This is a genomic window from Treponema sp. OMZ 855 (assembly GCF_024181145.1).
Taxonomy (GTDB): Bacteria; Spirochaetota; Spirochaetia; order Treponematales; family Treponemataceae; genus Treponema.
On the sequence record NZ_CP051194.1, the window covers coordinates 1,709,534 to 1,733,415 of the forward strand.

The window sequence follows — 23,882 nt, forward strand, 5'->3', positions numbered from 1 at the left end:
TTACTACTCTGCCTTTGCCTGTTTAAGCGCAATACCGACTACGTTCTCAAACAGTTCATAAGATACAGTCGCTCCGGCAATCGCATCCACTTTATCAAGCTGCTGCGTTTCAACCAGTTTCGGTCCGTACTTTTCGGCATTCTTAATTGCGTTCTGCGCAATTTTATATAAACCGGCATTCTTAATCACTCCGTCGGTTTTGCCGTAGTTCTCGCCTTTCAGCGTTCCGTCCTTCTCGTAGGACAGAAATTCGCAGTCGGTAATTTTACCGTCTTTAACGGTTATCGTTACCTCGGCATTTCCGCCCCAATCGTCTTTAATACCGGAAACCGCTTTGTAAACGCCATCCTTATACCGTACCGTAGGTTGTACAGCTTGTGCCGATTGTCCGGCCTGCTGCGCTGCACCTTCATTTTTACTACACCCTGCAAAACAAAACGCTGCAAGTGCCAATGTAATTGTGAACATACACAAAGTTGTTTTTTTCATTCTTTACTTCCTTATTTGTATGAAATTTTCTTTAAACCTTCGTCTAATTTATGTTAGAAAAAGGGAAAGACACATCAGGCTCTTGTTGTTAAAAACGCATCTGATGTATTTTTCCCTGCACATCTTATTTTTGCAGCACAGGCCGTGTTCTGCTCATTTTTTCGATGCGCGCGATTTTTCCGTGCTCAAGTACAACCATCCGTTCCGCCTGATCGGCAACCTCGGGGTCGTGAGTAACAACGATAATGGTACTGCCGGTATTGTGCAGCTTTTCAAAAATCTCCATAACCAACCGCTCGTTTTTTTCATCGAGGTTGCCGGTCGGTTCGTCCGCAAGCAGGAGCTTAGGGTGATTGATGAGCGCGCGGGCAATACACACGCGCTGCTGCTCTCCGCCCGACAGCTGATTGGGTAAGTGCTTTGCCCGCTCCTTTAAGCCGACGCTCGCAAGCGCTTCCATCGCCTCTTCTTCATCGGGCATACTGTGGTAATACTGCGCCATCATCACGTTTTCAAGCGCGGTAAGATAGTTGACGAGGTGGAATTGCTGAAAGACCAAGCCGATGGTATCCCGCCGTACGACCGTTAATTCCTTCGAGGATAATTTTGAAATATCCTGCCCCGCAAGCTCAATCTTGCCGAGCGACGGCTTATCCATACAGCCGATGATGTTCATCAGCGTCGTTTTACCGGAACCGGACGGTCCCATAATCGACAGCCACTCGCCTTCTTCTACGTTTAAGTTTATGTTGTCTAAGGCTTTTAAGTCGCCGTAAATCTTTGAAATTCCGCTCAATGTTAAAATATCCATATAATCCTCCTTTGCTACTCCCCGCGTAAAACCAAAGCGGGGTCGATGTCTACCGTGGCGCGTACCGGGAATAAACAGGAAACAATCGTGATGATAATCGAGGCGATTACCGTAAACGGCGCGAGCTGTACCGGAAACGAAACCTCGCGGGCGAATACGCTGATACTCACGTTGTCCGCAAACACATAGCCTAATACCACGCCCAAGATACCGCCGATCAAACCGAGCATCACCGCTTCGCCCATAAAGTCTTTCACAACACTGCTGTTCGAAGCGCCGAGCGCTTTTTTAAGTCCGATTTCTTTTCTGCGTTCTGCGACAACCGCCATCATCGTCGTCGTTACGCAGATCATCGTTAAGAACAACACAATGATGGTAACAATCCACACGAGTGCTTGCAGCTTGCTCAAAACTACATCCTGAGATTCCGTTACACGTTTTACAAGCCGCGGCGTAATACCGTTCACCTGCTTCGACACCATATCGGCTATCGATTTAAGGTATTCCTGATTGCCGTCGATGCTGCATTCGATAACATCAAACTGATCATCGTACCCGATAATACCTTTGATGTCCTCAAGGCTCATAAAGATAAATTCTTCTTCTACACCGCCGGTGGTAACAATACCCGACACCGTACATTCGTTGACGGTAACATCGCCGTTTGCCTTCGGCGTATTGACGATAAAGGTATCGCCGACCGACAATTCGATATTGCGGCTTATTTCGTGCCCGATCAGCACTTCCTTTTTATTGTGCGGCCAGTCCCCGCGGATAAGCCAATACGGACTGTTATTCCGTGCATTTTCCAAATCGGTCGCGGCAATCATGTACGGCTGTTCGTTTACCTTTGCCGACTGATAAATATACGGCGCAAACCCGACCAGCTTCTCAGAATCGATTACCTGCTTAATAGCGTCGATTTGCTCCTGCGTAATCTTGGATTCGCTTTCCGCCGGAAGGAATATCACATTTGCGCCGTATGAGCGGAATACCGTCCCCATCTGACGCGGAATATCATAGTAAATAGTCAGTAAGCCCGACAGCACCGTAGAACCGATTGCGATTGCCAACAACGCGACAAGCATCCGCGACCGGCGACGTATCAGCGAACTTGTAATCATCTTTAAATACATTCTATTTCTTGTCATAATAGTTCACTCCCGTATCCGCTCTTTCCGCTTTCGGCGTGCATTTTATTTTCCATGCAGCACCTCCGTAGGGTTGAGTTTAAGCAAATACCGTACCGAAGGCAGACTGCCGAGCAGGGTAATAAGGAAGATGATAAGCACGACAATCGGAATCACCATCGGTGCGGGAGGAATAGCCGAACCGAATACACTCCGTCCGATAATCTGCGTCAGACCCAAACCTGCAAAGTAGCCGATTGTTCCGCCGATTAATCCGATAATCATAATCTCCGTCAGTACCGATACGGTAACCGCTGTATTACTCGCACCGATCGCTTTCTTTAAACCGATTTCCGCGCGTCTGTCCATCACGCTTGCCGTTACAAGGTTGGAAATCCCCAATGCGGAAGCGAGCAAGCTCAAAATTGTGATTAAGAGCATCAGCAGCGTGGTCTTATTTAAAATCGCCCCTTCGGATTCGGCAACCTGCCGCACCGGTTTTGCAACGGCATCGGTAATCACTTCCTGAATCTGATAGCAGATACTGCTGACATACGCGGTGCAGTACCATACCTCCATCTCTTTGATGGTTAAACTCAAAGGGTTCCGCGCGGCCTTTCGTGCGAGGTCGTTATCGGGCGTCGTAAGGGCGCTTACCTCGATACTTTCACATACATCGGTTTTTCCTAACAGGCGCTGCGCCGTATGAATAGTCGTAAAGATGTACTCATCCTCGTTGCTGCCCGAATTGAATATACCGGAAACAGTCAACGATGCGGTTCCGGCAGGGCCTGTTACTTCGATTACATCACCGACATGAATGGCATTACGCCCCGCAAAAAGGCTGCCGATCATACAGCTGGAATCATCGGTATCGGAAGCCCATGCACCGGTTACTTCCCACCACGTTCGCATCCGCCGGATACCGGTAATAACTTCCTGTCCGGTGTGCAAGTCTATTTTATAATCGAACCATGTACCGGTCAGACGGACGGGCTTATTTTGGCCCTTATATTCAACGGACACGTTTAAAAACGGAGCATAGTCAACAACATTGTACGCCCAAAATATAGTCTTAATTTTATACAGCTCATCCTCGCGTAAATACTTTTTGGTACTCCCCGACTCTACTCCGTAAATATCATCGAGAAGCGAGGCCTCTTTATGCACGACATTGATATTCGCTCCGTAGGTTTTCAGCTCCTGATTTACCTTATCCCCTACTCCGAGCATCGTATTGAGCATTGCGCTTGAAAGACTCGCACCCAGCGCAATGGTAAACGCAATCATCGCCATCTTCCCTTTCTGACGGAAGAGGGAACCGGCTATCATTCTCCAAAACATAATTGCTATCGAACCTCCATCTGGATATTCCTATTTAAAGCGGTGCGCTTCCGCTTCAAGATCGGCTATCTTTATCTTGATCTTTTCATCGTGGATGATATACGCAACCGGCACAGGGTTACATCCGCCCGGGAAGCCGATAGTTCCCTTGTTCATCACGACATCGCAGAGTTTACAGATAACCTCCCCGTTCCGTTCAAAATATCCGGTAGGACCGCAGATATCGCACGCATCAAGTCCTACGCCATAAGAGCCTTCGCTCTTTTTAATGGCAATAAACCGGACTTCAATCCCCTGCTCCGAAGTATACGCATACCGGTGCAGCTTATCATCTTCCAATTCCGAAATAGGAATCATCGCCATACCGTCGGCAATCGTATAATTTTCCGGCGGCGAAAGCGGAACTTCTCGGTCGACATAGTGCCGCAACACAGACAGAGATAAAACCGAACCGATCAGCAAGACCAGCGAAAATTTCGCCCACCGGCGTGCGTTGCGCTTTTGCGCTTTCAGTTTCCGCAGTTCCGCATTGTTGTGATATGTTTCCGTAATTGTCCGGTTCTTCCGCCAGAGGATAATCGGCGGAATCATAATGAATAGGATAATTGCAAAGGTAAAGAAATTTCCGTGGTTTACGACCGCGGCAATGAATGCAAAGATAAAGTCGTTGCGAGGAATAATCCCCAACGAATAGAGGCGCTGTAAAATAACAACCACCTGCGTAACACCAAAAATGCAAAGCGCTCCGGCAACCGATACCTTGAGTTCTATGGCCGATAATTTAATCAACGTTTTATAGATCGCTAAACCGGCGCACAGCATACACACAATACCGAGTACATAGCCTATCAGTCTGAATAAGACAATCGTACTTACTGCGCTCTCGCCGTAATTTACCAATGTGGTTGCCAGCATGATAATAACGGGAAGATAGTAAAACAGCATCGAAGCTGCATATAAGAAAATTGCCGCACTAAAAAGATTTTCATATATATGTGCTATCTTTCGTTTAAGATTGGGTGAAATAAAAAGCAGGATGAGTAAAAAGAGAAGTGCGATGGTAACAGGAACCATGCACCAAAAAGCGAAACGTGTTCTATTTATATAGTTGGGAATTGATCTAAGAATTGCTGAAACAATACTGCCGGCAAAGCCCAGCAGCATACTTATTAAAACAACAAGCCGTTTTTTTTTTGGGATTCTTCCGTTCTCTCGGACTCTTGAGTTTTAAATGAAGCAAATACAACGGCTAACACCAATGCAAAGGCGATACCTGCTTCAAAAACTCTTATATAAAATTTTAAGATGATACACCTCCAAGAAAAAACCGGCGGTAACCGCCACTCCTTCCCAAAATATACCTTTTAATAGGAGTATCTTGCAAAGAGAAAGAATAACGGTTACCGCTTAGTGTGGCAAAGCAGTTTCCAAGACAACCTGTCCCGAAACGGAAGTTTCCAAACAGGTTGATTGTAAGGCATACCGATTAACTATTTAAATGAACCGGCACCGCCTTAAAACTGCATACTGTTTACCACTGAGGTCCTTTCCATTCAAAATCTTTCCATTCGACAACGAGCGGTTCCGTCCAGAAACGGCCGGTAACACCGGTTTCTTTGTCAACGTGCAACAGGTAATCGTTACCCGGAGCTTTGATTTCGAATTTGACATTGTATTTGCCGAGACCTTCTTCGAACTTCATGTTTGCACCGTAGTGGGGGCCGTCATCGGCATTCATCGGCATAAATGCAACTTCCTGCACTTTGCTCGAGCCTTGCTTTTGAACATAAGCCTTAACATGAAGATACGGAACAAAGTCGCCTACGCCGTAACCAAGCACCTTACCCTCATCATTTGCGTGGATATCCGCTTCGATGTGGCAGTCAGCTTCGTTCTTGGAAAGGCTGTTTCCGGCAGGTTCCATGTCAACCGGCTGGAAGTAAACGCCACCGATGTGGAGCGGACCAACATCCTGTTCGTCCCCGATTGGGAACTCATCAAAACCTGCTGCCTCTTCTGCAGTCGGTGCAGGAGCCGCAGCTTTTTGCTCTGCGGCAGGTTTTGCCATTTCCTGCTTTTGCGCAGGTTTGTCACATGATGCAAGCACAAAAGCGATTGCAATCAGTGCAAAAAGAAAAGATACTGTTTTCTTCATTTTGAAACTATCCTCCTAAATAATATATCTTTATTTTCTTTTTGTTTCACATTCATTACAGCCTTGTAGGACACCAGTTATTTTCCACAATCCGGCAGCCCAAAAGCAGTTGTCATCGGCGATCTCAAAAACTTTGCTTTTGAGATCGCCCTATATTTTTTTACTTTTGCCCAATCCTCGCCTTTTCAGCTTCAATTTGAGCACGCTGTTGTTTATTCTTTTTTGCATACACAACAGACATTGTGATAATCACCGCAAGCACGATAATCTGCGGGATGAGACTTTCATACGTTGCATAAATACCGAGGAAGTCCATTTCAAAACTCATCCACGGAATAACGGTCTTATTGACAACACCGGCAGCTTGCAGTTCCGACACACCTTTTCCGGTAAACGAAAAGCACATCGCATACATCAATATACTGGTAACCAAGAAGAAAGGCTTTAATGGCAACCGCACGGTTAAGAACCTAAATACTAGGAACACCGCAATCAAAACAACCGCTGACAGCACAATCGCCAAGATCATTGCATTCCTGCCGCTCGTTCCATGAACGGGAACGCCCTGGAAAAAGAGAATAAGCTCGGCGCCTTCACGCGCAACTGCAATAAAGGCCGCGAAAATTAAGACCCATTTATTTCCGGTAGAAACCGATGCTTCAACCTTCTTATGAATGTACCGCTCCCATGCTTCGGTTTCGGACTTTGAAAGCATCCAGTTACTGACATAGAACAACACGATAACTGCGACAAACATACCGATGCCTTCAAAAACTTCCTGAGCGATGCCGCTCTGTGCACCGGCAACAGCGCCGAACAAAAAGGCCAACAGAATACTTACCAAGATACCGCCCAACGCACCGACATATACCGACATGATATATTTCTTTTTCCCCGTTTTTACAAGATAGGCGATAATAGCGGCGATAACAAGGATTGCTTCCAAGCCTTCGCGGAGTACCAATACAAAACAGGAAATAAACGTTGCAACAACTGCCGATTGAGCGGTATTTGCAGTCTCGCTGCCGCTTTCGTCCAACGTGCCGTCAAGCTCGGCTGCATCATGGTAAAGCATTGCAATAAGCTTATCTTTATGCGCTTTTACCATCTCATTATCTTTATCGCTGTAGACGTTCCGGCGGTATTCGTAAAACGCATTTTCTACCGTTGTCTTACGCGCACCGGAAAGGTACCCCATCGTTATCTTTTCCATCCCTTTAGATTCATAAAATCTAAAGTACGCGACGTTCACTTCGTCATACGCTTCTTTGGATTTCCCTTGAGTATAAAGATCGTAGGCATTATTGAGGTGCACTTCCATCTTTTTTACAATTCCTGTCCACGAATCCAGCACCTCTTCGTCGTTTGCGGCATACAGTCCGCTAACCGGAATAAATATGAACGATAAAGCGAACAAAATTGCGGCAAAGGCATGTTTTTTATTCTGTGTAATATACATAAAGCCCTCAACTAATTAGCTAAAACTTACAAATATGCCGTTAGTATATCACTCATAAAAATAATGTCAAGGGTTAAGCACAGTTGACAAAAATATAAATTGCAATTCTTTGCCGTTTGCAGTACAATGCCGCCCATGCGTGCAACAAAAGCGATTATCCATCTGGATAATCTGAAACATAACATTACCCAAATCAAACAAACCCTTGCCCCGGAAACAAAGATATGTTTACCGGTTAAAGCTGATGCCTACGGACACGGAGCCATACGGACAGCGATTGCAGCCATCAGAGCAGGAGTTTCATACCTTGCCGTCGCTTCCGTACAGGAAGGTATAGAGCTTCGAGAGGCTGGCATTGTCGCCCCCATCATTTCGCTCAGTCTGCCGATTTTGGAAGAAATAGATTCTATTATAGACTATAAACTGGAACCGCTTGTTATCGATGAGGAATTCATCAATGAACTCAATCGCGCGGCCGATGCGCAAAAGAAAACCGTTGCGGTACATCTTAAAATAGATACCGGTATGAGCAGGATAGGCTGCAAGCCGTCGGAAGCGGTAAAACTGGCGACCCAAATTGTGCGGGCAAAAAATTTACGGTTGCAAGGCGTTGCAACCCACTTTGCCGTTGCGGATTCCGATTCGGAATCCGACCGCGCTTTTACAAAAGATCAGCTGGAACGTTTTAGCGATGCCGTCGAAGCAATCAGACAGACAGGCATACACATCCCGCTCGTTCATGCCGCCAACTCAGGCGCGGTGCAGATGATGCCCGAAGCTCGGTTTGATATGGTTCGCCCCGGACTCCTCGCCTATGGCTACCTGCCCTTACAGGATACGGCAACGGCTATCGACGTAAAACCCGTTATGGAACTGGTAACGCAGGTAGTGCTGATAAAACAGATACGCGCGGGCACCTGCGTTTCCTACGGGCGCAACTGGACAGCTCCTCAGGATACCTATATCGCAACCCTCCCGATCGGATATGCAGACGGTTTACGCCGCGCACTTTCGCCCGGACTAAAAGTACGCATCGGCAACGAATTCTTTCCGATTATCGGTAGAATATGTATGGATCAATGCATGGTTGACCTCGGCGCGCACCCGTGGGTACAACGGTGGGATGAGGTGTGCATATTCGGCCCCAACCCTCAGGACAACAGCGCACAAACACTGGCAGACATTGCAGGCACTATTCCCTACGAAATCACCTGCGGTATCCACAAGCGTGTTCCCCGTGTCTTTGTGAACGAAAGCCGATAAGCAGCCGCGCCCTATAGCCTATCTTCGGTTAGTGTCCCGCATCCCAATGATTAAAAAAATAGGATATGTTTTTACGGCGCCATCGATAATCTTTTGCTCAGTATATACGGTTTTGTTACAAATAACGTGAATACCGCTCTTACGAGCCGCATTCATAACCGCATCACGGTCTATTCCGTTATGAGGCGCCGTATTGGGGTAATGGAAACTCCCATCTTCAAGATCGAGATCCGAAAGGCAGAGATATCCGCCCTCGGCAACATGTGAAGCCAAGCCGCAAACCGTTTTTTCTATATCGTCAACATGATGGAGCGCCAACAGTGAAACAATAATATCGTATGCTTCCGTAACGGTATGCTCCGTTAAATCGATGGTCTTTACACTGCCGCTCCCAAGCGTTGCAGCTTTTTTGCACACCTGTTCGAGCATACCGGCGGAGATGTCGGCAAACGTTACTTCAACTGCACAATCAACAAAATGAAATCCGAGCAAGCCTGTCCCGCAACCGAAATCAAGCACCTTGTTGTAAGGCTGAGGGCATATCTCAGCGATAATTTTTCTATATATCTCTTCCGCCCTCAACACCCGCGTGCGGTGTGCATCCCATTGCTCTGCTTTTGAATCGAAAAATGCCGTATCCATATACTATTCGGAGCTCCGGCTATACGGCGGCTGTTCCTGCCGGAGGCAGATTCTTTTCCGCAAATGCTTTTCCAAGCAAAATAGGCACAATCATAGAAGAAACAATAATCAGCAAAATGACCGGTGCAAAATATTCAGCCTGAACCATGCCGACGGCAAGTCCCTTTTGAGCTACGATAAGGGCTACCTCACCGCGCACCATCATTCCCAGCCCTATCTGGAGCGATTCCTGTCGCTTAAAGCCCAAAGCCAAAGCCGAACCGCCGCATCCGATTATTTTTGCAATACAACCGACAAGCACAAAGGCGATCGAAAACCATATTAAGCTCATATTCAGTCCGCTTAAATCCGTTTTAAGTCCGATAGCAGTAAAAAAGAGAGGACTAAAAAACATATATGAATTGATATCTATTTTTTTCTCCATATAAGAGGCATCATGTAAATTGCAAAATACAACCCCTGCGACATACGCACCGGTGATATCAGCGATACCGAAGAAGCGTTCCGTACAATAGGAAAAAATCAACGCAACCCCCAACCCGTAAATCGAAATACGGTGGGTATGCGGATGCCGGTTATCATACCATTTAAAAATTCGGTAAATCAGGTACCCCACGACCAATGAAGCGCCAAAGAATGCTGCCGTTTTTATGATAAGTCCGAGGTAATCGCTCTTACCGGAACTTGCGCCGAGCACAACCGTTAATACAATAATACCAAAGACATCATCAATAATTGCAGCGCTGATAATTGTTTGCCCGACTTCCGAATTTATCTTGCCCAGCTCTTTCAATGCAACAACGGTAATACTGACCGAAGTTGCCGTTAAAATAGTACCGATGAATAGCGCTTGATAAAATAGCGGTGTCCCGAAGCCGTCAAAACCCCAAAAGCCCAACGCCATAACCGTACCTAAAACCAATGGTATGATAACACCGCAGGCAGCAATCACGGTTGATTTTATACCGGATTTTACAAGCGATTTTAAATTAGTACCCAATCCGGCGGAAAACATAATCAGAATAACGCCGATTTCTGACATATACTCGATAAATTGGTTGGTTCCAGCGTAGATAATATTCGGTTCGACGCCGCCGAAATTACGGAAAAAAGGCAGGTAGCGTAAGAAAAGCCCTGCAACAATTTCGCCGGCAACCTGCGGAATATTGAATTTTTTAGCAAGCAGACCAAGATACTTTGCAGCGATAATAATAATTCCGACGGAAAGGACAATTTGCAGTGCGATTTCTTCAATCGGTATTTCCTTAGCAGACATAAACAACTCCTTTATACCCGAAAGGGTATATTAAGGGCGCGTTGATTAATTCGCGTTCGGATTAACCAGTGGTTCCCTATTTTGAGGATTCATTATAGTAAAAAGGAAAAAGAACCGCAATATTTTACAGAAAAAGTTAAGCAAAAGATACAAATTTCCTTTATGCCCCGGAATTCCGAAAAAAAGGCTCATTTATCCACAGCCCGAAGTCCGCTGCCGTAATATTGACAATCATACAAAGATATATAAGAATACTTCACGGGTGATGAACATCCTTGTCATCACTCATGAAATATAACCACCGTCATCTGTGGCGGCGCTGAATAAAAGAAGGTGTACATGAAATCAAAAAAAGTTCCGTATGCGGGGCTGTTGTGTTCAATTCTTTTCCTTTTTACTGCCTGTAAGGACAATGCCTTTATTCGGCGAATGCAGGATATGGAGATGGGCGTCAAGAATCCGTCTTCTATACAAGAATTGGAATCGGCCATACAAAAGTATCAGGGAAAGATCAACGAAATCCTAACTATGGAACAGCGAGTCGGCATTTGGTACAAAATACTCGGCCGCCGGTACATGGATAAAAAGATGTACAAAAAAGCGATTGAATCCTTCCGCAATGCATTGGAATACTTCCCCGAAAATCAGCATGTGTTTTATCAAATCGGCGTATGTGCCGCTATTATCGCAAAAAGCACCCTCGATTACCCCAATATGAGCCTCGGCGAACGGCAAGCATATTTCGACCTGTCGGTCTCAGCCTATAAACGCGCCGTAGAGCTTGATCCAACCTATACACGGGCGGTATACGCACTGTCCGTACTCTATGTTTTTGAATTGAACCGGCCGGAGGATGCCATTACGATCATGGAACCGGTTGCCGCCCGCGAAAAAAAGCCGCTGGATTCCTTATTCATCCTTGGACGCGCCTATTACATGACCGGTCAATATGAAAAAGCGATTGCCGCCTACGACCGCATTATCAAAACGAGCGGAAGCGCCGAACAGCGCGCCGACGCCGAACGGAACAAAGCTTTCGTAGAAAATGCACGGCGCTAACGGTCAACAACTGCTCGGCAATAGAATTCGACAAAAACTATAATAATGAATACAAAAACCGATTCTGAAAAGCGGAAACTCTACATTGCGCTCTCTTATTGCTCTTTTCTAAAGGGCAGCGAGCGCCTTTTACTTGCCCGCACGCTTGACACTTTGCAAGCACTTACAGTAAGTTCAATAGATACGCTGAGCAGGCTGATACAGCGGACACTCCGCACACGCAGTTATAAGCCCGAACAGCTGCCGCAGGCAGTGGAAAAAGCTGAAGCGCTGATGAAGTATTGCCGAATCAACATGACGTTTTACGATGACGCCGACTTCCCTCCCCTGCTGCGGGAAATTCCCGATGCGCCTTTTTTGCTGTACTACCGCGGCGTCTTACCGCAGGCCGATACGCCCGCAGCGGCGATTGTCGGCACACGCCGCCCGACAGGAAACGGCATTAAGGCGGCACTGCAGCTGGGCACCGAATGCGGGCACGCCGGCATCCCCGTTCTTTCGGGGCTGGCACGCGGTATCGACACCTTTGCGCACCGGGGAGCCTTGGAAGGCGGCGGCCTCACGACGGCTGTACTCGCCTGCGGACTTGACCGGCTCTACCCGCAGAGCAATGCACGGCTCGCAGGCCGGATACTGGAAACGGGCGGGTGCATCCTCAGCGAATATGCGCCCGGGGAGCTGCCGCTTGCCTACCGCTTTCCGCAGCGTAACCGGATTATTTCGGGGTTAGCCCGCGCAACCGTTGTCGTCGAAGCGCCGGCGAAATCAGGGGCGCTTATTACGGCGGACTTTGCCCTTGAGCAAGGACGCGACGTATGCATATACGCCGGAATGCAGGATTCCGTACAGAATACCGGCTGCAAAAAACTTGCTGAGGACGGAGCGATTCCGGTAGAACATGCCGGCGACCTTTTACGCGAATGGGCACATCCGACCTTGCAGTATTTACAGAGAGAGCAGCACATACAACTACCTTTGTTTGAGAAAGGAGCACCATAATATGGCGAAGAAAACCGCAGCAAAAACGAAAAAAACAAACTTAATTATCGTAGAGTCTCCGGCAAAAGCAAAAACAATCGAAAAGTATTTAGGCAGCGGCTATACGGTTAAGGCTTCGATGGGGCACCTGATCGATCTGCCGAAGTCCCGTATCGCAATCGATATCGAACACGGCTTTCAGCCCGAATATATCACCGTGCGCGGCAGAGCTAAACTCTTAAAAGAGCTGCAGCAAGATGCAAAAAATGCTCAACACGTCTTTCTCGCAAGTGATAATGACCGCGAAGGGGAGGCAATCGCCTATCATCTGTGCAATGCGATACGGGAAAAATGCGAAGATGTGCCTATCAACCGTATCGTCTTTAACGAAATCACTCCGCAGGCGATTAAAACCGCCGTGCAGAATCCTATGGATATCGATGAGGCAAAGGTGAATGCGCAAAAAGCCCGCCGCGTACTCGACCGGCTTGTCGGCTACAACCTTTCTCCGCTGCTTTGGCAAAAAGTAAAGAACGGGCTTTCCGCGGGGCGGGTACAGTCGGTTGCGCTGCGCCTCATCTGCGAACGGGAAGCGGAGGTAGAAAGTTTTATCCCCGAAGAATTTTGGACACTGGAAGGAGCTTTTAAAAAGGGGAAAACAGCCTTTAACGCCCAACTCGCATTATATAACGGAGAAAAACCGGCGCTGAAGAACGAGCGGGAGGTACAGGCGATTATCGATGTATTGAGCGGAAAAGAGGCAACGGTTACCGATGTCAAAAGCACGCAAAAGACCATCAATCCGAAACCGCCGTTTACAACCTCCACGATGCAGCAAACGGCAGCAAATAGGCTCGGCTTTACCTCCCGTAAGACAATGCAGATTGCTCAACAGTTGTACGAAGGTATCGCCGTCGGCTCAAGCCGCGTCGGTTTAATCACCTATATGCGTACCGACTCGGTACGTATCTCCGATGTTGCTCTTACGGAAGTACGCAAATGGATCGGCGAGCAATATCCCGCCTACTTGCCGGAAAAACCCAATTTCTACAGCGTCGGAGCAAAAGCGCAGGATGCCCACGAAGGTATCCGCCCGACTTACGCTCATTATACGCCCGATTATCTGAAAGACTATCTCAACCGCGACCAACTGCGCCTCTATACCCTTATCTGGGAACGCTTTACCGCGAGCCAGATGACCGGTGCAAAGACCGAAACGCTCAGCTATGAAATTTCCGCAGGAGATGCCGTCTTTAGAACGGCTTCTACCAAGGTAACGGACAAAGGTTTCTATTCGGTGCTGAATCTCCTCCTTTCAAAAGAAGAAAAAGGCAAGGCATTACCGGCGTTAAAAACCGGCGACACCCTGACGGTAGACAGCCTGACACCCGAACAGCATTTTACGCAGGGGCCCGCCCGCTATACCGACGCAAGTATCGTTAAAATGCTGGAACAAAAAGGTATCGGGCGCCCCTCGACGTATGCGCCGATTATTTCGGTACTGCTCGACCGTTATTACGTTAACCGCTCCAATAAACAGCTTGTTCCCACTCAGCTCGGCAGAATAATCAACGATCTGTTAGTCGCAAACTTCAACGACGTAATCGACGTCAACTTTACCGCCGGTATGGAACAAAAGCTGGACGAAATAGAAGAACACAATGCCGACTGGTCAAAGATTATCGGCTCCTTTTATACCCCATTCATCACACAGGTGGATTCGGTGATGGCGCATTTAGGCAGTTTGAAAGGAAGCCTCGATGAGCCGACAAACTTTACCTGCGAAAAATGCGGCAAAAGAATGATGAAAAAGCTCGGCCGCTTCGGCTTTTTCTTGGCATGCGAAGGATTTCCGGAATGCCGCAATACCAAATCCATTCCATTGGCTAAATGCCCGCGTCCCGGATGCGGCGGCGACATCGTATCCCGGCGGGCAAAAGGGCGGGGCAAAGAATTCTTCGGTTGTACCAACTTTCCAACGTGTAATTTTATCTCTCATTTTAAGCCTATCAACTCGGCGTGCCCCAAATGCGGCTGGTTCATGGTTGAAAAATACGATAAAAAGAACGGAAGCTACAAAGCCTGTGTAAATCCCGATTGCGATTATCTTCATAGCGTTGTCGAAGGCATTGAAGACCGGGATATCGACTAGCCGATGAATACGGTCTTTGAAGACTACCTCGCCTACAGCGCAGGCGTGCGGCACTTTTCGGAAAAGACAATCGAGGCATACCGGAGCGACCTCAAGCTTTTTTCGGACTGGCTTGCGGACAATGAGCTGGCCTTTACCGAAGTTACGAAAACACAGATACGTGTCTTTGTTGCAGAGCTCGGTAACCGGCATTTTGCACCGGCAAGCATTAACCGAACCCTCTCCTGTGTGAGGGGCTTGTATCGCTATGCCCTGCAGAAAGGGCTCTGCTCCACGAACCCCGCCGCGGTTGTCCGCAACCTCAAACAGCCGGACAAGCTGCCCCGCTTCCTCTTTCCTGATGAAGCGGAACGCTTCTGTGAATTTCCCAAAGAAGCGGGCATTTTATGGTACGCCCGCGATGCAGCGATCTTTTCGTCGCTCTACTCTACCGGCTGCCGCGCGGCGGAGCTGCAAGGACTCAAAATAACGGATTTAAAGGGAGATTGCAGCTGGGCAATCGTACAAGGAAAAGGAAGCAAAGAACGCAAGGTGTTCTTTGCGGACTTTGCACGGGAAGCGGTACAGCGGTATTTGACGGAGCGGGCGGAACTGATTGCATACCTAAAAGAACAGGACGGCTTAAAAACTGCGATTGCCGAAGACGCGCTTTTTTTAAACTGCCGCGGCGGCGCGCTTACAACACAGGGCATCCGGTACATCATCAACCGATACACAGCCCTTCTCCCGAACTATAAAAAGCTGACGCCGCACGCTTTCCGGCACAGCTTTGCCTCGATGTTCATCACGCGCGGAGCAGACATACGGGTTGTGCAGGAACTGCTGGGACACAGCAATATCGCAACCACCCAACGCTACACCCACATCACGGCAGCCCAGCTCCAAGAGCTGTACCACAAAGCTCATCCGCACGGATAGCCCATCTTCTCTTTGCTTAATCGATAACAACAGAACCTTGGCGGAGCACGCGGGGAGTGCCGGAAGTCAAATCCACGAGAGTAGAAGGAAGCCCCTCAAGATTACCGTCATCGACAATTAACGAAACGGAATCCTCAAATTCGCGGCAAATCGCCTCTATATCGGTGAGGGGCGGGGTTCCCGAACGGTTAACACTCGTCGAATACACTGCATCTCCCGCTGCAGCAACGACACCGCGCAGCCAATCATCCGCGGGACAGCGAAATGCCTGTGTGCCCTGCCCTTTTAACGGCACGATAAGCGTCAGCGGTGCAGGCCACAGGTTCAAAATATGTTCGGGAATTTTTAGATCGGTATAGCGGTAAATATCCTCCGGTTCGGCGATGAGGGCGATAAACGGTTTATCTTCAGCTCTTCCTTTAATACGGGCAATTGCCTCGGCAGTCTTACCGATCAACCCGGAAAATCCGTAAATCGTATCGGTTGGAATAACCACGATATTTCCACGCCTGAGTTCCGCAGCGGCGGCATCCGCCGAATTAGACGCTTTTTTTTGAATACGCATTCTTTTTGCTCACAATCATCTCGCACATAATAACGATAATACTCATGGAAACGGCAATCGTTTTGCATACGGCATCCGGCAGATAGCGCGGAGCCTCTATCAGATACACGACACCGACATCCTCGGTGCGCTCCGCCGTCCCGGAAAAGTTCATCAATTTGATAAGCCGTTCGTTTTTTTGAACATAGCCCAATTCATGCGCATACACAGCGATGGTCTGAGGATCGGAAGACAAATTCGCGATACGAATATTCAGATCTTCCCCAATATCGGATAGAAGCTGTACGTGCTGCACAAGAGCTTCGTGCTGCCTTCTCAACTGCTGACATGCAAAAAAACCGCGTGCTCCAAAGCACATACTCAAAAAGCTATAAACAAACGCAAATACGAAGATCGGCGTAATAACTTTCAAATAAAATTTCATACTCGATTTTAATAACGGCAAAATAAATATTTTCTTGAATTTTATTCGAAATAAGGTACAATAGAAAGTTGAAGATACCGACTGAATCGGTAGGGGAGCACCTGTGAATGCCGGATTTTTTAGAAACTCTCGGCAAGACTTCCGTTTATGTTACTTATGTTATATACAGGGTATGCCGATACATGATATAATGACACAGCCCTTTGTGGAGAAAGTTTATGGATAATTTTAACAAAACCGATGATTTATATGATCCTAATTTTTCTATAGACAGTAAAAGCACGGAAAAATTGGATATGTATGGTGTATGGCTTAAGAAAAAGAAAGATAGTAATGAACCGCTCGATTCAGACGATTCTCAATTTGTAAGTACTTCCGACATAGAACCGGATCAAGATAGCATAAATTTTGATGATGATTTCTCTTTTTCGGATATGGCTGCAGATACTGAAATACCAGAACTTGACGAGTTGAGTGATATAAATACTTCAACCGAAATACCGCTGGAAACGCCTGCACCTTCATATAGCGATAGTGATACTTCCGATATTGCGCTTGATGAAAACAGTTTTGAGTCGTTGGATTTGGATGACTTTTTGTCGGATGACTCCTCTGCAGAAACGGCGCCCAAAGAAAGCTCCGAAGCATTTGTTGAAGAAGAACCGATAGATCTTGATTTTACCGAAATTACCGACGATACCGAACAACATTCTAACACCAATGAACTTCCGGCAGGGCTCGAAAACTTCAGTGAAATTTCTCTTGAAGATTTTGAAGACGCAGCGCCGGCTGAAAGCTCCGGATCGGACGACGGTTTTGAGACAGTCGATGATTTTAACGATATCTTCGCAGACGACGCTTCCGAAACGCAAGAAGCCGGACACAGCGAACAAAAAGAAGAGACCGTTTTAGACATTGACGTTACAGCTGATGATGAAGGAGCAAAAGAGCAGCCGCTTTCGGCACTATCCTCACAGATTGTAGAAGATAATGCCGATATTTCGATTTTCGGTACGGAGACAGACGACAAATCTCCCCATACGGAAGAGCCGGCTTTCTTTGACGATGTTGAAGCTGTTAAAGAAGATTTACTTTCAACACAGCAGGTTACCGAACCTGAAGCAGAACCGGTGAAACCTGCTTTGGAAAAGGATTCAAAAGAAACTATGGATACAACAGCCGTACCTTTCCAACGCACCGCCGCTGAACAAGATAAAGCAACCGAATTACTGATGCAAATTGCTCACGAAATCAGCGATCTGAAAGCAGAGCTGAATAGCTTAAAAGCCGGTATGACGGCTCAAGCGAAAGTAACCTCCGAAGCACCGGTAAAAGACGCTGCTGCACATACGGAAAACAAAGCTGCCGATACGGAAAGTTCGGGCTTTTTCAGCGATGATGACACGGACGAAACGATTGCCCTCACCGGGGATGAGCTAAATAATATCCTTATTACTGCGGATTTCACTGAAGAGCGGAACGCCGAGGATGGAGAGCGGGCATCTGCCGATGAGGAAGCTCCGGCAGAAACAACCGAAACCTATGAAGTGCCGCCCGTACTTACAAAAGATATTGATCCGGAAATACAAGAAACAGCCTCTGCCGATCACGCTTTTGAAGACAGTATAGCGGAACCGGCTTCGGAAGAGACAAATAACGATTACAAACCTGAGGCGGAAGGGGAAAAACTCCTTGCATCCGATCCCGTCTTTAATGTAGACCCCACACCCATTACATCGCTGCCCGAAGATCTCAGTTACCTTGACGATCAATCGGAAGTTACGGATGAAGATATGGGGCTTATTGACGGAGATACGGAAGATCATCAAGAAATAGCCGAACTTGAAGATATTGAAGACGCTGAGTCTGTGGATGACGATGCCGATTTTGAAGATATCAATATAGAATCCTTCGATATTCCCACGGAACAGGAGATTGAAGTTCCCTCTGAAAACATGGAAGCGGTTGACAATGAAATACAGTCTTCTAAAGAAATGAAAGAAGAACGCACAATTCATGAACTTCAAAATGACGAAGATTTCCCGAACCCGTTTGACGATGATTCAGCTGCCGGCGAAGATTCGATAAAAGAAGCAATTATCGGAGAACCGTTTATCGCAGAAGTTCCTGCTATTGAATCGGAAGGCGAAGAAGCTCAATCTGGAGCCCATGAAGATACGTTCGAAGCATTGGACACCGCCGCTGAAGATGCAATTCCAGAGCTTGAATCGGAACCGGAAACCGAAAGCGTTCCCGAAGAACCGAAACAGGAAACATTGTTGCAAGCTGCGAGCAGAAAGCGGGAAACCATTTCTATTCCGTTGGAACTGAAAAACGAGATTAAATCGGTTCTTTCCTACATGGATCAACTGTTGGAAGCCTTGCCCGAAAAGAAGATTGAAGAGTTTGCCAAATCTGAATATTTTGAAACTTATAAACATCTTTTTGAAGAATTAGGCATTTCCTAATAACAGAAACTTCCTAGCGCCGCTATGCCCCCCTGCATAGCGGCTAATTGCTTTCATGCCTCCTTTTCGTCTCCATTCAAAATACAACCCTCACAAAGAAGCCGAACAGTTTGCTTCCGCTATTGAAGGCAATCCGTCGATTATTGTCATAACCGAGCCGGGAGAATCCTACCTTGCATCGGTACTGAAAGCAAAGTTTCCCTCTACAAAATGTATCGCAGTGCGGTATAACGAAACAGCTTTTGCCGATTCCGATACCCTCTGGGACGCCGTTTGGCGGCCGGGAAGCGGCAGTTTGCCTTTTTTCTTACTTTCACATATACCCGATGAAAAATTGGCCGGAACCCGCTTTATCAGCTGGAAGGCTGCCGATAAAGCTTTTCCCGATGCGGCGGATACAGTCTGGAAAAATATTCGAAATACAATCGATATGCTGACGAGCATCATGCATACCCGTTCATTCTTTGGAAATAAGTGGCTTCAAAACACGATCAATAACTTTATCGGGCTTGAGCAGCCTGCAGCGCTGCAATTCGGAACACAGGATTTTATCTTAGCCGGGGCAGGCCCAAGCTTAGAACAGCTGACCGCAGCACAGGCTGCCCCCTACTCTATCCTTGCAGTATCATCGGCTTGTGCAGCGCTGACGGCGCGGGATATCCCGATAGACCTCTGCATCAGTACTGACGCCGGCTATTGGGCATTGCCTCATTTTGACCGGCTGCCTGCAAGTGTTCCGATTGCCTTTCCGCTCGAAGCGGCAATTCCTGCATCGATACTCAAAACGCATCCCTGTGTTCCGCTTTCATACAATTCACCGCTGGAATCAGCGCTCTTTACGGCAGCAAACCTACAGCCGCTTACCGCCAGAGAGAACGGCACTGTAACAGGCACAGCCTGCGAACTGCTTTTACGGCATAGCAACCGGAACATCATACTTGCCGGCGTCGATTTAGCAGTTGCAAAAGGTTTCAGCCATGCACAGCCCCATGCAAGTATCGCACGCTTGTTTGCCGAAACGAACAGAGTACATCCGCTTGCTGATGCACTCGCCGTCCAAAACTTTGCAGCGCAATCGCTTGAAACCTATCGGCAATGGTTTTTGCAGCTGCCGCCGGAATCTGCACGGAGACTGGCCCGCGCCGGTACGGGTGGAGCGCCGCTTCCGAATATCAAACCGGTTGACCTAACAGCGGGAGTACGGGGTAAGGCACGGATTTCCGTAACATCCTACCCTGCACCATCCGCTCAGGAGCGCACACGGATAGTGCATTCCCTGCTAAACACACTGCGTACCGGAATACCCGCGTTAATTGCAGCGGAACCGGCACGGCTCGCGGAAGATACGGCAACCCTCGAAAAACAGATATGCGCCTTATGCAGCTATACCGCTTACTGTAATGTGATAAAAAATCCTGCGGATAACAAAGCGCACACAAACTTGTCGGAACAGGTAAGCCGCATACTCGGTGCGCTCATCAAAAGGATAGAAGCATGACGGTTTTAGAAATGAACCTCGCTGCGATACGCCTTAAACAACCGGAACTCGCAGAAAATATCCAACGCTCTCAAGTAGGAGCTGCCTATAAAGGCGTCGTACCCGCAAAAACAGGGGAGCCGGTGCCGCTTTTTGCATCGGGACAGGCGCTGCAGTCCCTGTATAATCCGGTACGTGAGGCAGAACGCGCCCTTACTTCAGCAGCCGGTTTTATGCTTTTTTGCGGACTGGGCAACGGTATCCACATCAAAGTGTTTTTAGATACATATCCGCAATCATTTTGCGCAATTACGGAATCGGATTACGAATCCTTCAAGCAGCTGCTCTCACTCATCGACTATACGGAGCTATTAGCCGATAGCAGGGTCTTTCTCTTGCCGCCCTGCACAAGCAGCGCTTTTGAAACCGCACTTACCGCAGCCTATTTGCCGGCCGTACACGGTACCTTCGGTTATCATATTCTAAGGACATGGAGCGAATTCTATAAAGCTCAGGTAAAAGATTTACCGGAAAAGATCGAACACGCACTCGAAAAAATCAAGGCGGATTTTTCGGTTCAAGCACATTTTGGAAAAATCTGGCTGCGCAATATCTTTTTCAATTTGCGCCTTGCAGGTTCCGTCAAACCGGCATATCCTCACACTGATACCGCCCGGACAGCGCTCATATTGGGCGCAGGCCCAAGCTTGGAAGCAGGCTTATCATTGTTGAAAAAAAAGCGGCAGCAGTACACGGTCTTTTGTACCGATACAGCCTTTCCCGCCGTATGCACAAGCGGTATTACACCGGAATTCTTCATTGCGCTTGACCCGCAGCATATCTCATATCAGCATACCATCGGTGTCATACCTAAAGAAACGACAGGCATCTTCGACCTTTCGGCACAACCCGCCGGAGCGCGCCGCTTTTACAAAAACGGCAACGCTTTCTTTTTTACGGCAGGCGGGCACCCGCTTGTCCAAACAGCCGCGCTTTTCTCCCCTTTTCCGCCGCTTGCTACGGGTTCCGGCACTGTTGCCGTCGCAGCCTACCATGCGGCACAGGCACTCGGTTACCGGCATATCGAATGCAGCGGAATGGACTTTGCCTATACCGGCGGCAAGGCATATAGCCGCGGTACCTATCTTTCGGCGCAATATGCCGGCAGTGCAGCACGTATCAGCCCTCAAGAACACTCGTTCGTCCGCCTCATGTTTCGTACCGAAACCTACAACGAGAGGACAACGCAAGGCATCACCTATCGAACGGCACTTTTGGATTCTTACCGGGCGGCTTTTGAAGCGGAAAAACACAGTGCCACCCGCTGGCAACCCACTGATTTTCAACAATTCCCGCACACGGCATTTCTTGCATCTTTTAGTAAAACCTTACAACAAAACGGCCGGAATGCCGTCATGCCGCTGCTCCCTGCACTTGCATGGTGTAAAGCTCATAGAAAAGGAAATTTGACCGATATGGAACTTGTATCGGAATTCATTTCGGAGTATACTGATTTATGATGAAAAAAATATTGATGTCAGTCTATGCCGCATGCGCATTGCTTGTTATTATTGGAAGTTTGTTATGGTTTGTTTTTACCCTTCACAGCGATTCTGCTGCGGGAAAAACGGAAGCATTGAAGAACTTTAAGATATTTGCTCAGCATACCGGCGAGATATTGTCGGAATCCGCTCAAGAGGGTAATCCTGTCCGTCTGCAAGTACAGCTTGAACAGCTATGCCGTAACTACAGCAAATATATTCAAGCAGTTCTCATTCGGGATAGTGCCGGTATCGTATTTACCTGGCCAAAAAACACCGATATTTTTTCATATAATGAACAATATGTAGTCGAAGTAAAAAACCTGCCGCTCTTTTTTACTGCTGCTCAAACGCATATTCCGGTTAAAGAAACGGGGAATACCGTGACCGTCCATGCGGCGCTCCAAATGCTTCCGATTGAAACGGTCTTTAACCGCGGTCAAATAGTATTCTTTCTATTACTGCTGATTGTATTAATGACCGTCTTGGTGTTGATCTTTTCATATATGGATATCAAATCCGCAGCAGAAAAAAAACCGGAGCTTAAAAGTGCTATACGCACTTCCGAAACGGATATAACCGATTCGAATACCGCTCAGTCAGGCGAGTATGCCGCTGCTACAGCAACTAATGAGCCGCCAAGCATACCACAGACGGAAACTTGTGCCGAACCGGACAATTCAGCCTCCTTGCAAACAGAAGGTTTAAGTATCCGTGCAAAGATGCCGAATACTCATGAACAGCCTGTAACGGAAAAAAATAAGGCGCAAATATCTACGACGGTCTCGTCTTTACCGTTAAATGAACAGCTTGAATCGCTCAACCGTCTCCATATCTACAATGATGAACAGCCCCAACAAAGCGCCCCCGAATATCAAGCAGGCTCACAACACACACAGCTTGAAAACAGCACAGCAGATCGGCAAAGCAACACAGATAAGGATACGGAACGTCCGGTATCCTCAAATAGCGCTGAAACGGACATTTTACAAACGGCAGAGACTCCGCAAGCGGATAGTAAACAGGGTTTTGACGCGAGGAATTACGGTTTCTTTGAAAATCATACACAAATATTGAAAACCTCAACCGAAACACAAGAATCTGCAAAAAAACCGCCCGTTACTACCTTCGAAAATACACCGCTTTCAGGTGCATCACACAGCAGCAGTCATTCGCTTGAACAAGCTACACTCATCGAAGAATTGACAACGGCAATTATCGAAACAGCTGTAGCCGAAGAGGACTTAACACTTCTGCTCATTCATGCAACCGATATACCTCATAATCAGCAAATTGTTCATCTGCTGCGTTCAACACTCGACCGCATCCATAAGGTGTTTGTTTTTAATAAAGATATTCTCGGTATTATTATCTTTTATGCACCGTTGGATCAGGCAATGCAAATTGCAAGTAGTCTCTATGACGAAATTACGGCTCTTTTGGATGATTCCGCTAAGAAATCGCTCGGCATCGGACTTACGACACGGGCAGGGCGGCTTATTCCTGCTCCCCGCATGATCGAAGAAGCTATGGCTGCAATCGGCAAGGCAACCCAAGAGGGCGGCGATCCTATTGTAGCTTTTAGGGTTAATCCGGATAAATACCGGCGATGTCTTGCACGGTTAAGCTAATATACATTGAATCTAAAACCGGTTGACAGAGTAGTATACTCTTATTATTATGCATTTGCCGTTTACCCAACGGTAGCGTCTTTCCTCTAAGACGATTTTA

At 47.5% G+C, this 23,882-nt stretch carries 20 protein-coding genes; 9 read left to right on the forward strand and 11 right to left on the reverse strand.

What is annotated here, in order from left to right; all coding sequences use genetic code 11:
* Positions 1 to 3: 3 nt before the first annotated feature.
* From E4N65_RS07695 to E4N65_RS07725, 7 genes are all read right to left on the reverse strand, one after another.
* Positions 4 to 489, reverse strand: coding sequence for an FMN-binding protein (locus E4N65_RS07695; RefSeq protein WP_253672610.1), 486 nt, complete (start codon positions 487 to 489; stop codon positions 4 to 6).
* A gap of 124 nt (positions 490 to 613) precedes the next feature.
* Positions 614 to 1,300 carry an ABC transporter ATP-binding protein gene (locus E4N65_RS07700; protein WP_044015775.1) on the reverse strand — a complete coding sequence of 229 codons (687 nt, stop codon included), beginning with the start codon at positions 1,298 to 1,300 and terminating at the stop codon, positions 614 to 616.
* A gap of 14 nt (positions 1,301 to 1,314) precedes the next feature.
* Entirely contained in the window at positions 1,315 to 2,451 is a 1,137-nt protein-coding gene (locus tag E4N65_RS07705; protein WP_044015773.1) for an ABC transporter permease, read from the reverse strand.
* Positions 2,452 to 2,496: 45 nt separating this feature from the next.
* Complete coding sequence (locus tag E4N65_RS07710; RefSeq protein ID WP_253672612.1) at positions 2,497 to 3,774, reverse strand: ABC transporter permease; 1,278 nt, start codon at positions 3,772 to 3,774, stop codon at positions 2,497 to 2,499.
* Positions 3,775 to 3,804: 30 nt separating this feature from the next.
* A complete protein-coding gene (locus E4N65_RS07715; RefSeq protein WP_232502157.1) occupies positions 3,805 to 4,848 on the reverse strand; it encodes a Fe-S-containing protein in 1,044 nt (347 codons plus the stop codon).
* A 457-nt stretch (positions 4,849 to 5,305) separates the two neighbouring features.
* Complete coding sequence (locus E4N65_RS07720; RefSeq protein ID WP_044015769.1) at positions 5,306 to 5,929, reverse strand: iron transporter; 624 nt, start codon at positions 5,927 to 5,929, stop codon at positions 5,306 to 5,308.
* A gap of 160 nt (positions 5,930 to 6,089) precedes the next feature.
* A complete protein-coding gene (locus E4N65_RS07725; protein ID WP_044015767.1) occupies positions 6,090 to 7,388 on the reverse strand; it encodes an FTR1 family iron permease in 1,299 nt (432 codons plus the stop codon).
* A gap of 135 nt (positions 7,389 to 7,523) precedes the next feature.
* Between E4N65_RS07725 and alr the strand changes: the two genes are divergently transcribed.
* Complete coding sequence (gene alr, locus E4N65_RS07730) at positions 7,524 to 8,651, forward strand: alanine racemase (RefSeq protein WP_044017261.1); 1,128 nt, start codon at positions 7,524 to 7,526, stop codon at positions 8,649 to 8,651.
* 18 nt (positions 8,652 to 8,669) lie between these two features.
* Here the strand turns inward: alr and E4N65_RS07735 are convergent, their stop codons facing one another.
* Positions 8,670 to 9,293 carry a class I SAM-dependent DNA methyltransferase gene (locus tag E4N65_RS07735; RefSeq protein ID WP_253672614.1) on the reverse strand — a complete coding sequence of 208 codons (624 nt, stop codon included), beginning with the start codon at positions 9,291 to 9,293 and terminating at the stop codon, positions 8,670 to 8,672.
* Between the two features lie 19 nt (positions 9,294 to 9,312).
* Positions 9,313 to 10,569: a cation:proton antiporter gene (locus E4N65_RS07740; protein WP_253672616.1), complete on the reverse strand. Its 1,257-nt coding sequence runs from the start codon at positions 10,567 to 10,569 to the stop codon at positions 9,313 to 9,315.
* Between the two features lie 339 nt (positions 10,570 to 10,908).
* Between E4N65_RS07740 and E4N65_RS07745 the strand changes: the two genes are divergently transcribed.
* The 4 genes from E4N65_RS07745 to E4N65_RS07760 are packed head-to-tail and all read left to right on the forward strand — an operon-like array spanning position 10,909 to position 15,676.
* Positions 10,909 to 11,628, forward strand: coding sequence for a tetratricopeptide repeat protein (locus E4N65_RS07745; protein ID WP_044015761.1), 720 nt, complete (start codon positions 10,909 to 10,911; stop codon positions 11,626 to 11,628).
* 45 nt (positions 11,629 to 11,673) lie between these two features.
* Positions 11,674 to 12,627: a DNA-processing protein DprA gene (gene dprA / locus E4N65_RS07750; RefSeq protein ID WP_044015759.1), complete on the forward strand. Its 954-nt coding sequence runs from the start codon at positions 11,674 to 11,676 to the stop codon at positions 12,625 to 12,627.
* Between the two features lies 1 nt (position 12,628).
* Complete coding sequence (gene topA, locus E4N65_RS07755; RefSeq protein ID WP_253672618.1) at positions 12,629 to 14,758, forward strand: type I DNA topoisomerase; 2,130 nt, start codon at positions 12,629 to 12,631, stop codon at positions 14,756 to 14,758.
* Between the two features lie 3 nt (positions 14,759 to 14,761).
* On the forward strand, positions 14,762 to 15,676 hold the full coding sequence (locus E4N65_RS07760) for a tyrosine-type recombinase/integrase (RefSeq protein WP_044015756.1): 915 nt from the start codon (positions 14,762 to 14,764) through the stop codon (positions 15,674 to 15,676).
* 16 nt (positions 15,677 to 15,692) lie between these two features.
* On the opposite strand, the gene E4N65_RS07765 is transcribed toward E4N65_RS07760, so the two are convergent.
* The gene (locus E4N65_RS07765; RefSeq protein WP_044015753.1) at positions 15,693 to 16,241 is read right to left on the reverse strand and encodes an L-threonylcarbamoyladenylate synthase; all 549 of its coding nucleotides are present in this window, start codon (positions 16,239 to 16,241) and stop codon (positions 15,693 to 15,695) included.
* Positions 16,216 to 16,665 (reverse strand): FtsB family cell division protein, encoded by a 450-nt coding sequence (locus tag E4N65_RS07770; RefSeq protein WP_044015750.1) that lies wholly within the window; start codon positions 16,663 to 16,665, stop codon positions 16,216 to 16,218. Before E4N65_RS07770 ends, E4N65_RS07765 begins: the two co-directional genes overlap by 26 nt.
* Before the next feature lie 218 nt (positions 16,666 to 16,883).
* Between E4N65_RS07770 and E4N65_RS07775 the strand changes: the two genes are divergently transcribed.
* From E4N65_RS07775 to E4N65_RS07790, 4 genes are read left to right on the forward strand one after another with little or no spacing between them, the layout of a single operon-like run.
* On the forward strand, positions 16,884 to 19,133 hold the full coding sequence (locus E4N65_RS07775; RefSeq protein ID WP_044015749.1) for a midas domain-containing protein: 2,250 nt from the start codon (positions 16,884 to 16,886) through the stop codon (positions 19,131 to 19,133).
* 55 nt (positions 19,134 to 19,188) lie between these two features.
* Positions 19,189 to 20,631, forward strand: coding sequence for a 6-hydroxymethylpterin diphosphokinase MptE-like protein (locus tag E4N65_RS07780; RefSeq protein ID WP_253672620.1), 1,443 nt, complete (start codon positions 19,189 to 19,191; stop codon positions 20,629 to 20,631).
* A complete protein-coding gene (locus tag E4N65_RS07785) occupies positions 20,628 to 22,130 on the forward strand; it encodes a motility associated factor glycosyltransferase family protein (RefSeq protein WP_253672622.1) in 1,503 nt (500 codons plus the stop codon). The genes E4N65_RS07780 and E4N65_RS07785 overlap by 4 nt, the downstream gene beginning before the upstream one ends.
* Positions 22,127 to 23,782 carry a diguanylate cyclase gene (locus E4N65_RS07790; protein ID WP_253672624.1) on the forward strand — a complete coding sequence of 552 codons (1,656 nt, stop codon included), beginning with the start codon at positions 22,127 to 22,129 and terminating at the stop codon, positions 23,780 to 23,782. The genes E4N65_RS07785 and E4N65_RS07790 overlap by 4 nt, the downstream gene beginning before the upstream one ends.
* The last annotated feature ends 100 nt before the right edge of the window (positions 23,783 to 23,882 follow it).

Coding starts and splice junctions, on each gene's coding strand:
- E4N65_RS07695 (WP_253672610.1), bottom strand. CDS start 489: ATGAAAAAAACAACTTTGTGTATGTTCACAATTACATTGGCACTTGCA.
- E4N65_RS07700 (WP_044015775.1), bottom strand. CDS start 1,300: ATGGATATTTTAACATTGAGCGGAATTTCAAAGATTTACGGCGACTTA.
- E4N65_RS07705 (WP_044015773.1), bottom strand. CDS start 2,451: ATGACAAGAAATAGAATGTATTTAAAGATGATTACAAGTTCGCTGATA.
- E4N65_RS07710 (WP_253672612.1), bottom strand. CDS start 3,774: ATGTTTTGGAGAATGATAGCCGGTTCCCTCTTCCGTCAGAAAGGGAAG.
- E4N65_RS07715 (WP_232502157.1), bottom strand. CDS start 4,848: ATGGTTCCTGTTACCATCGCACTTCTCTTTTTACTCATCCTGCTTTTT.
- E4N65_RS07720 (WP_044015769.1), bottom strand. CDS start 5,929: ATGAAGAAAACAGTATCTTTTCTTTTTGCACTGATTGCAATCGCTTTT.
- E4N65_RS07725 (WP_044015767.1), bottom strand. CDS start 7,388: ATGTATATTACACAGAATAAAAAACATGCCTTTGCCGCAATTTTGTTC.
- alr (WP_044017261.1), top strand. CDS start 7,524: ATGCGTGCAACAAAAGCGATTATCCATCTGGATAATCTGAAACATAAC.
- E4N65_RS07735 (WP_253672614.1), bottom strand. CDS start 9,293: ATGGATACGGCATTTTTCGATTCAAAAGCAGAGCAATGGGATGCACAC.
- E4N65_RS07740 (WP_253672616.1), bottom strand. CDS start 10,569: ATGTCTGCTAAGGAAATACCGATTGAAGAAATCGCACTGCAAATTGTC.
- E4N65_RS07745 (WP_044015761.1), top strand. CDS start 10,909: ATGAAATCAAAAAAAGTTCCGTATGCGGGGCTGTTGTGTTCAATTCTT.
- dprA (WP_044015759.1), top strand. CDS start 11,674: ATGAATACAAAAACCGATTCTGAAAAGCGGAAACTCTACATTGCGCTC.
- topA (WP_253672618.1), top strand. CDS start 12,629: ATGGCGAAGAAAACCGCAGCAAAAACGAAAAAAACAAACTTAATTATC.
- E4N65_RS07760 (WP_044015756.1), top strand. CDS start 14,762: ATGAATACGGTCTTTGAAGACTACCTCGCCTACAGCGCAGGCGTGCGG.
- E4N65_RS07765 (WP_044015753.1), bottom strand. CDS start 16,241: ATGCGTATTCAAAAAAAAGCGTCTAATTCGGCGGATGCCGCCGCTGCG.
- E4N65_RS07770 (WP_044015750.1), bottom strand. CDS start 16,665: ATGAAATTTTATTTGAAAGTTATTACGCCGATCTTCGTATTTGCGTTT.
- E4N65_RS07775 (WP_044015749.1), top strand. CDS start 16,884: ATGGATAATTTTAACAAAACCGATGATTTATATGATCCTAATTTTTCT.
- E4N65_RS07780 (WP_253672620.1), top strand. CDS start 19,189: ATGCCTCCTTTTCGTCTCCATTCAAAATACAACCCTCACAAAGAAGCC.
- E4N65_RS07785 (WP_253672622.1), top strand. CDS start 20,628: ATGACGGTTTTAGAAATGAACCTCGCTGCGATACGCCTTAAACAACCG.
- E4N65_RS07790 (WP_253672624.1), top strand. CDS start 22,127: ATGATGAAAAAAATATTGATGTCAGTCTATGCCGCATGCGCATTGCTT.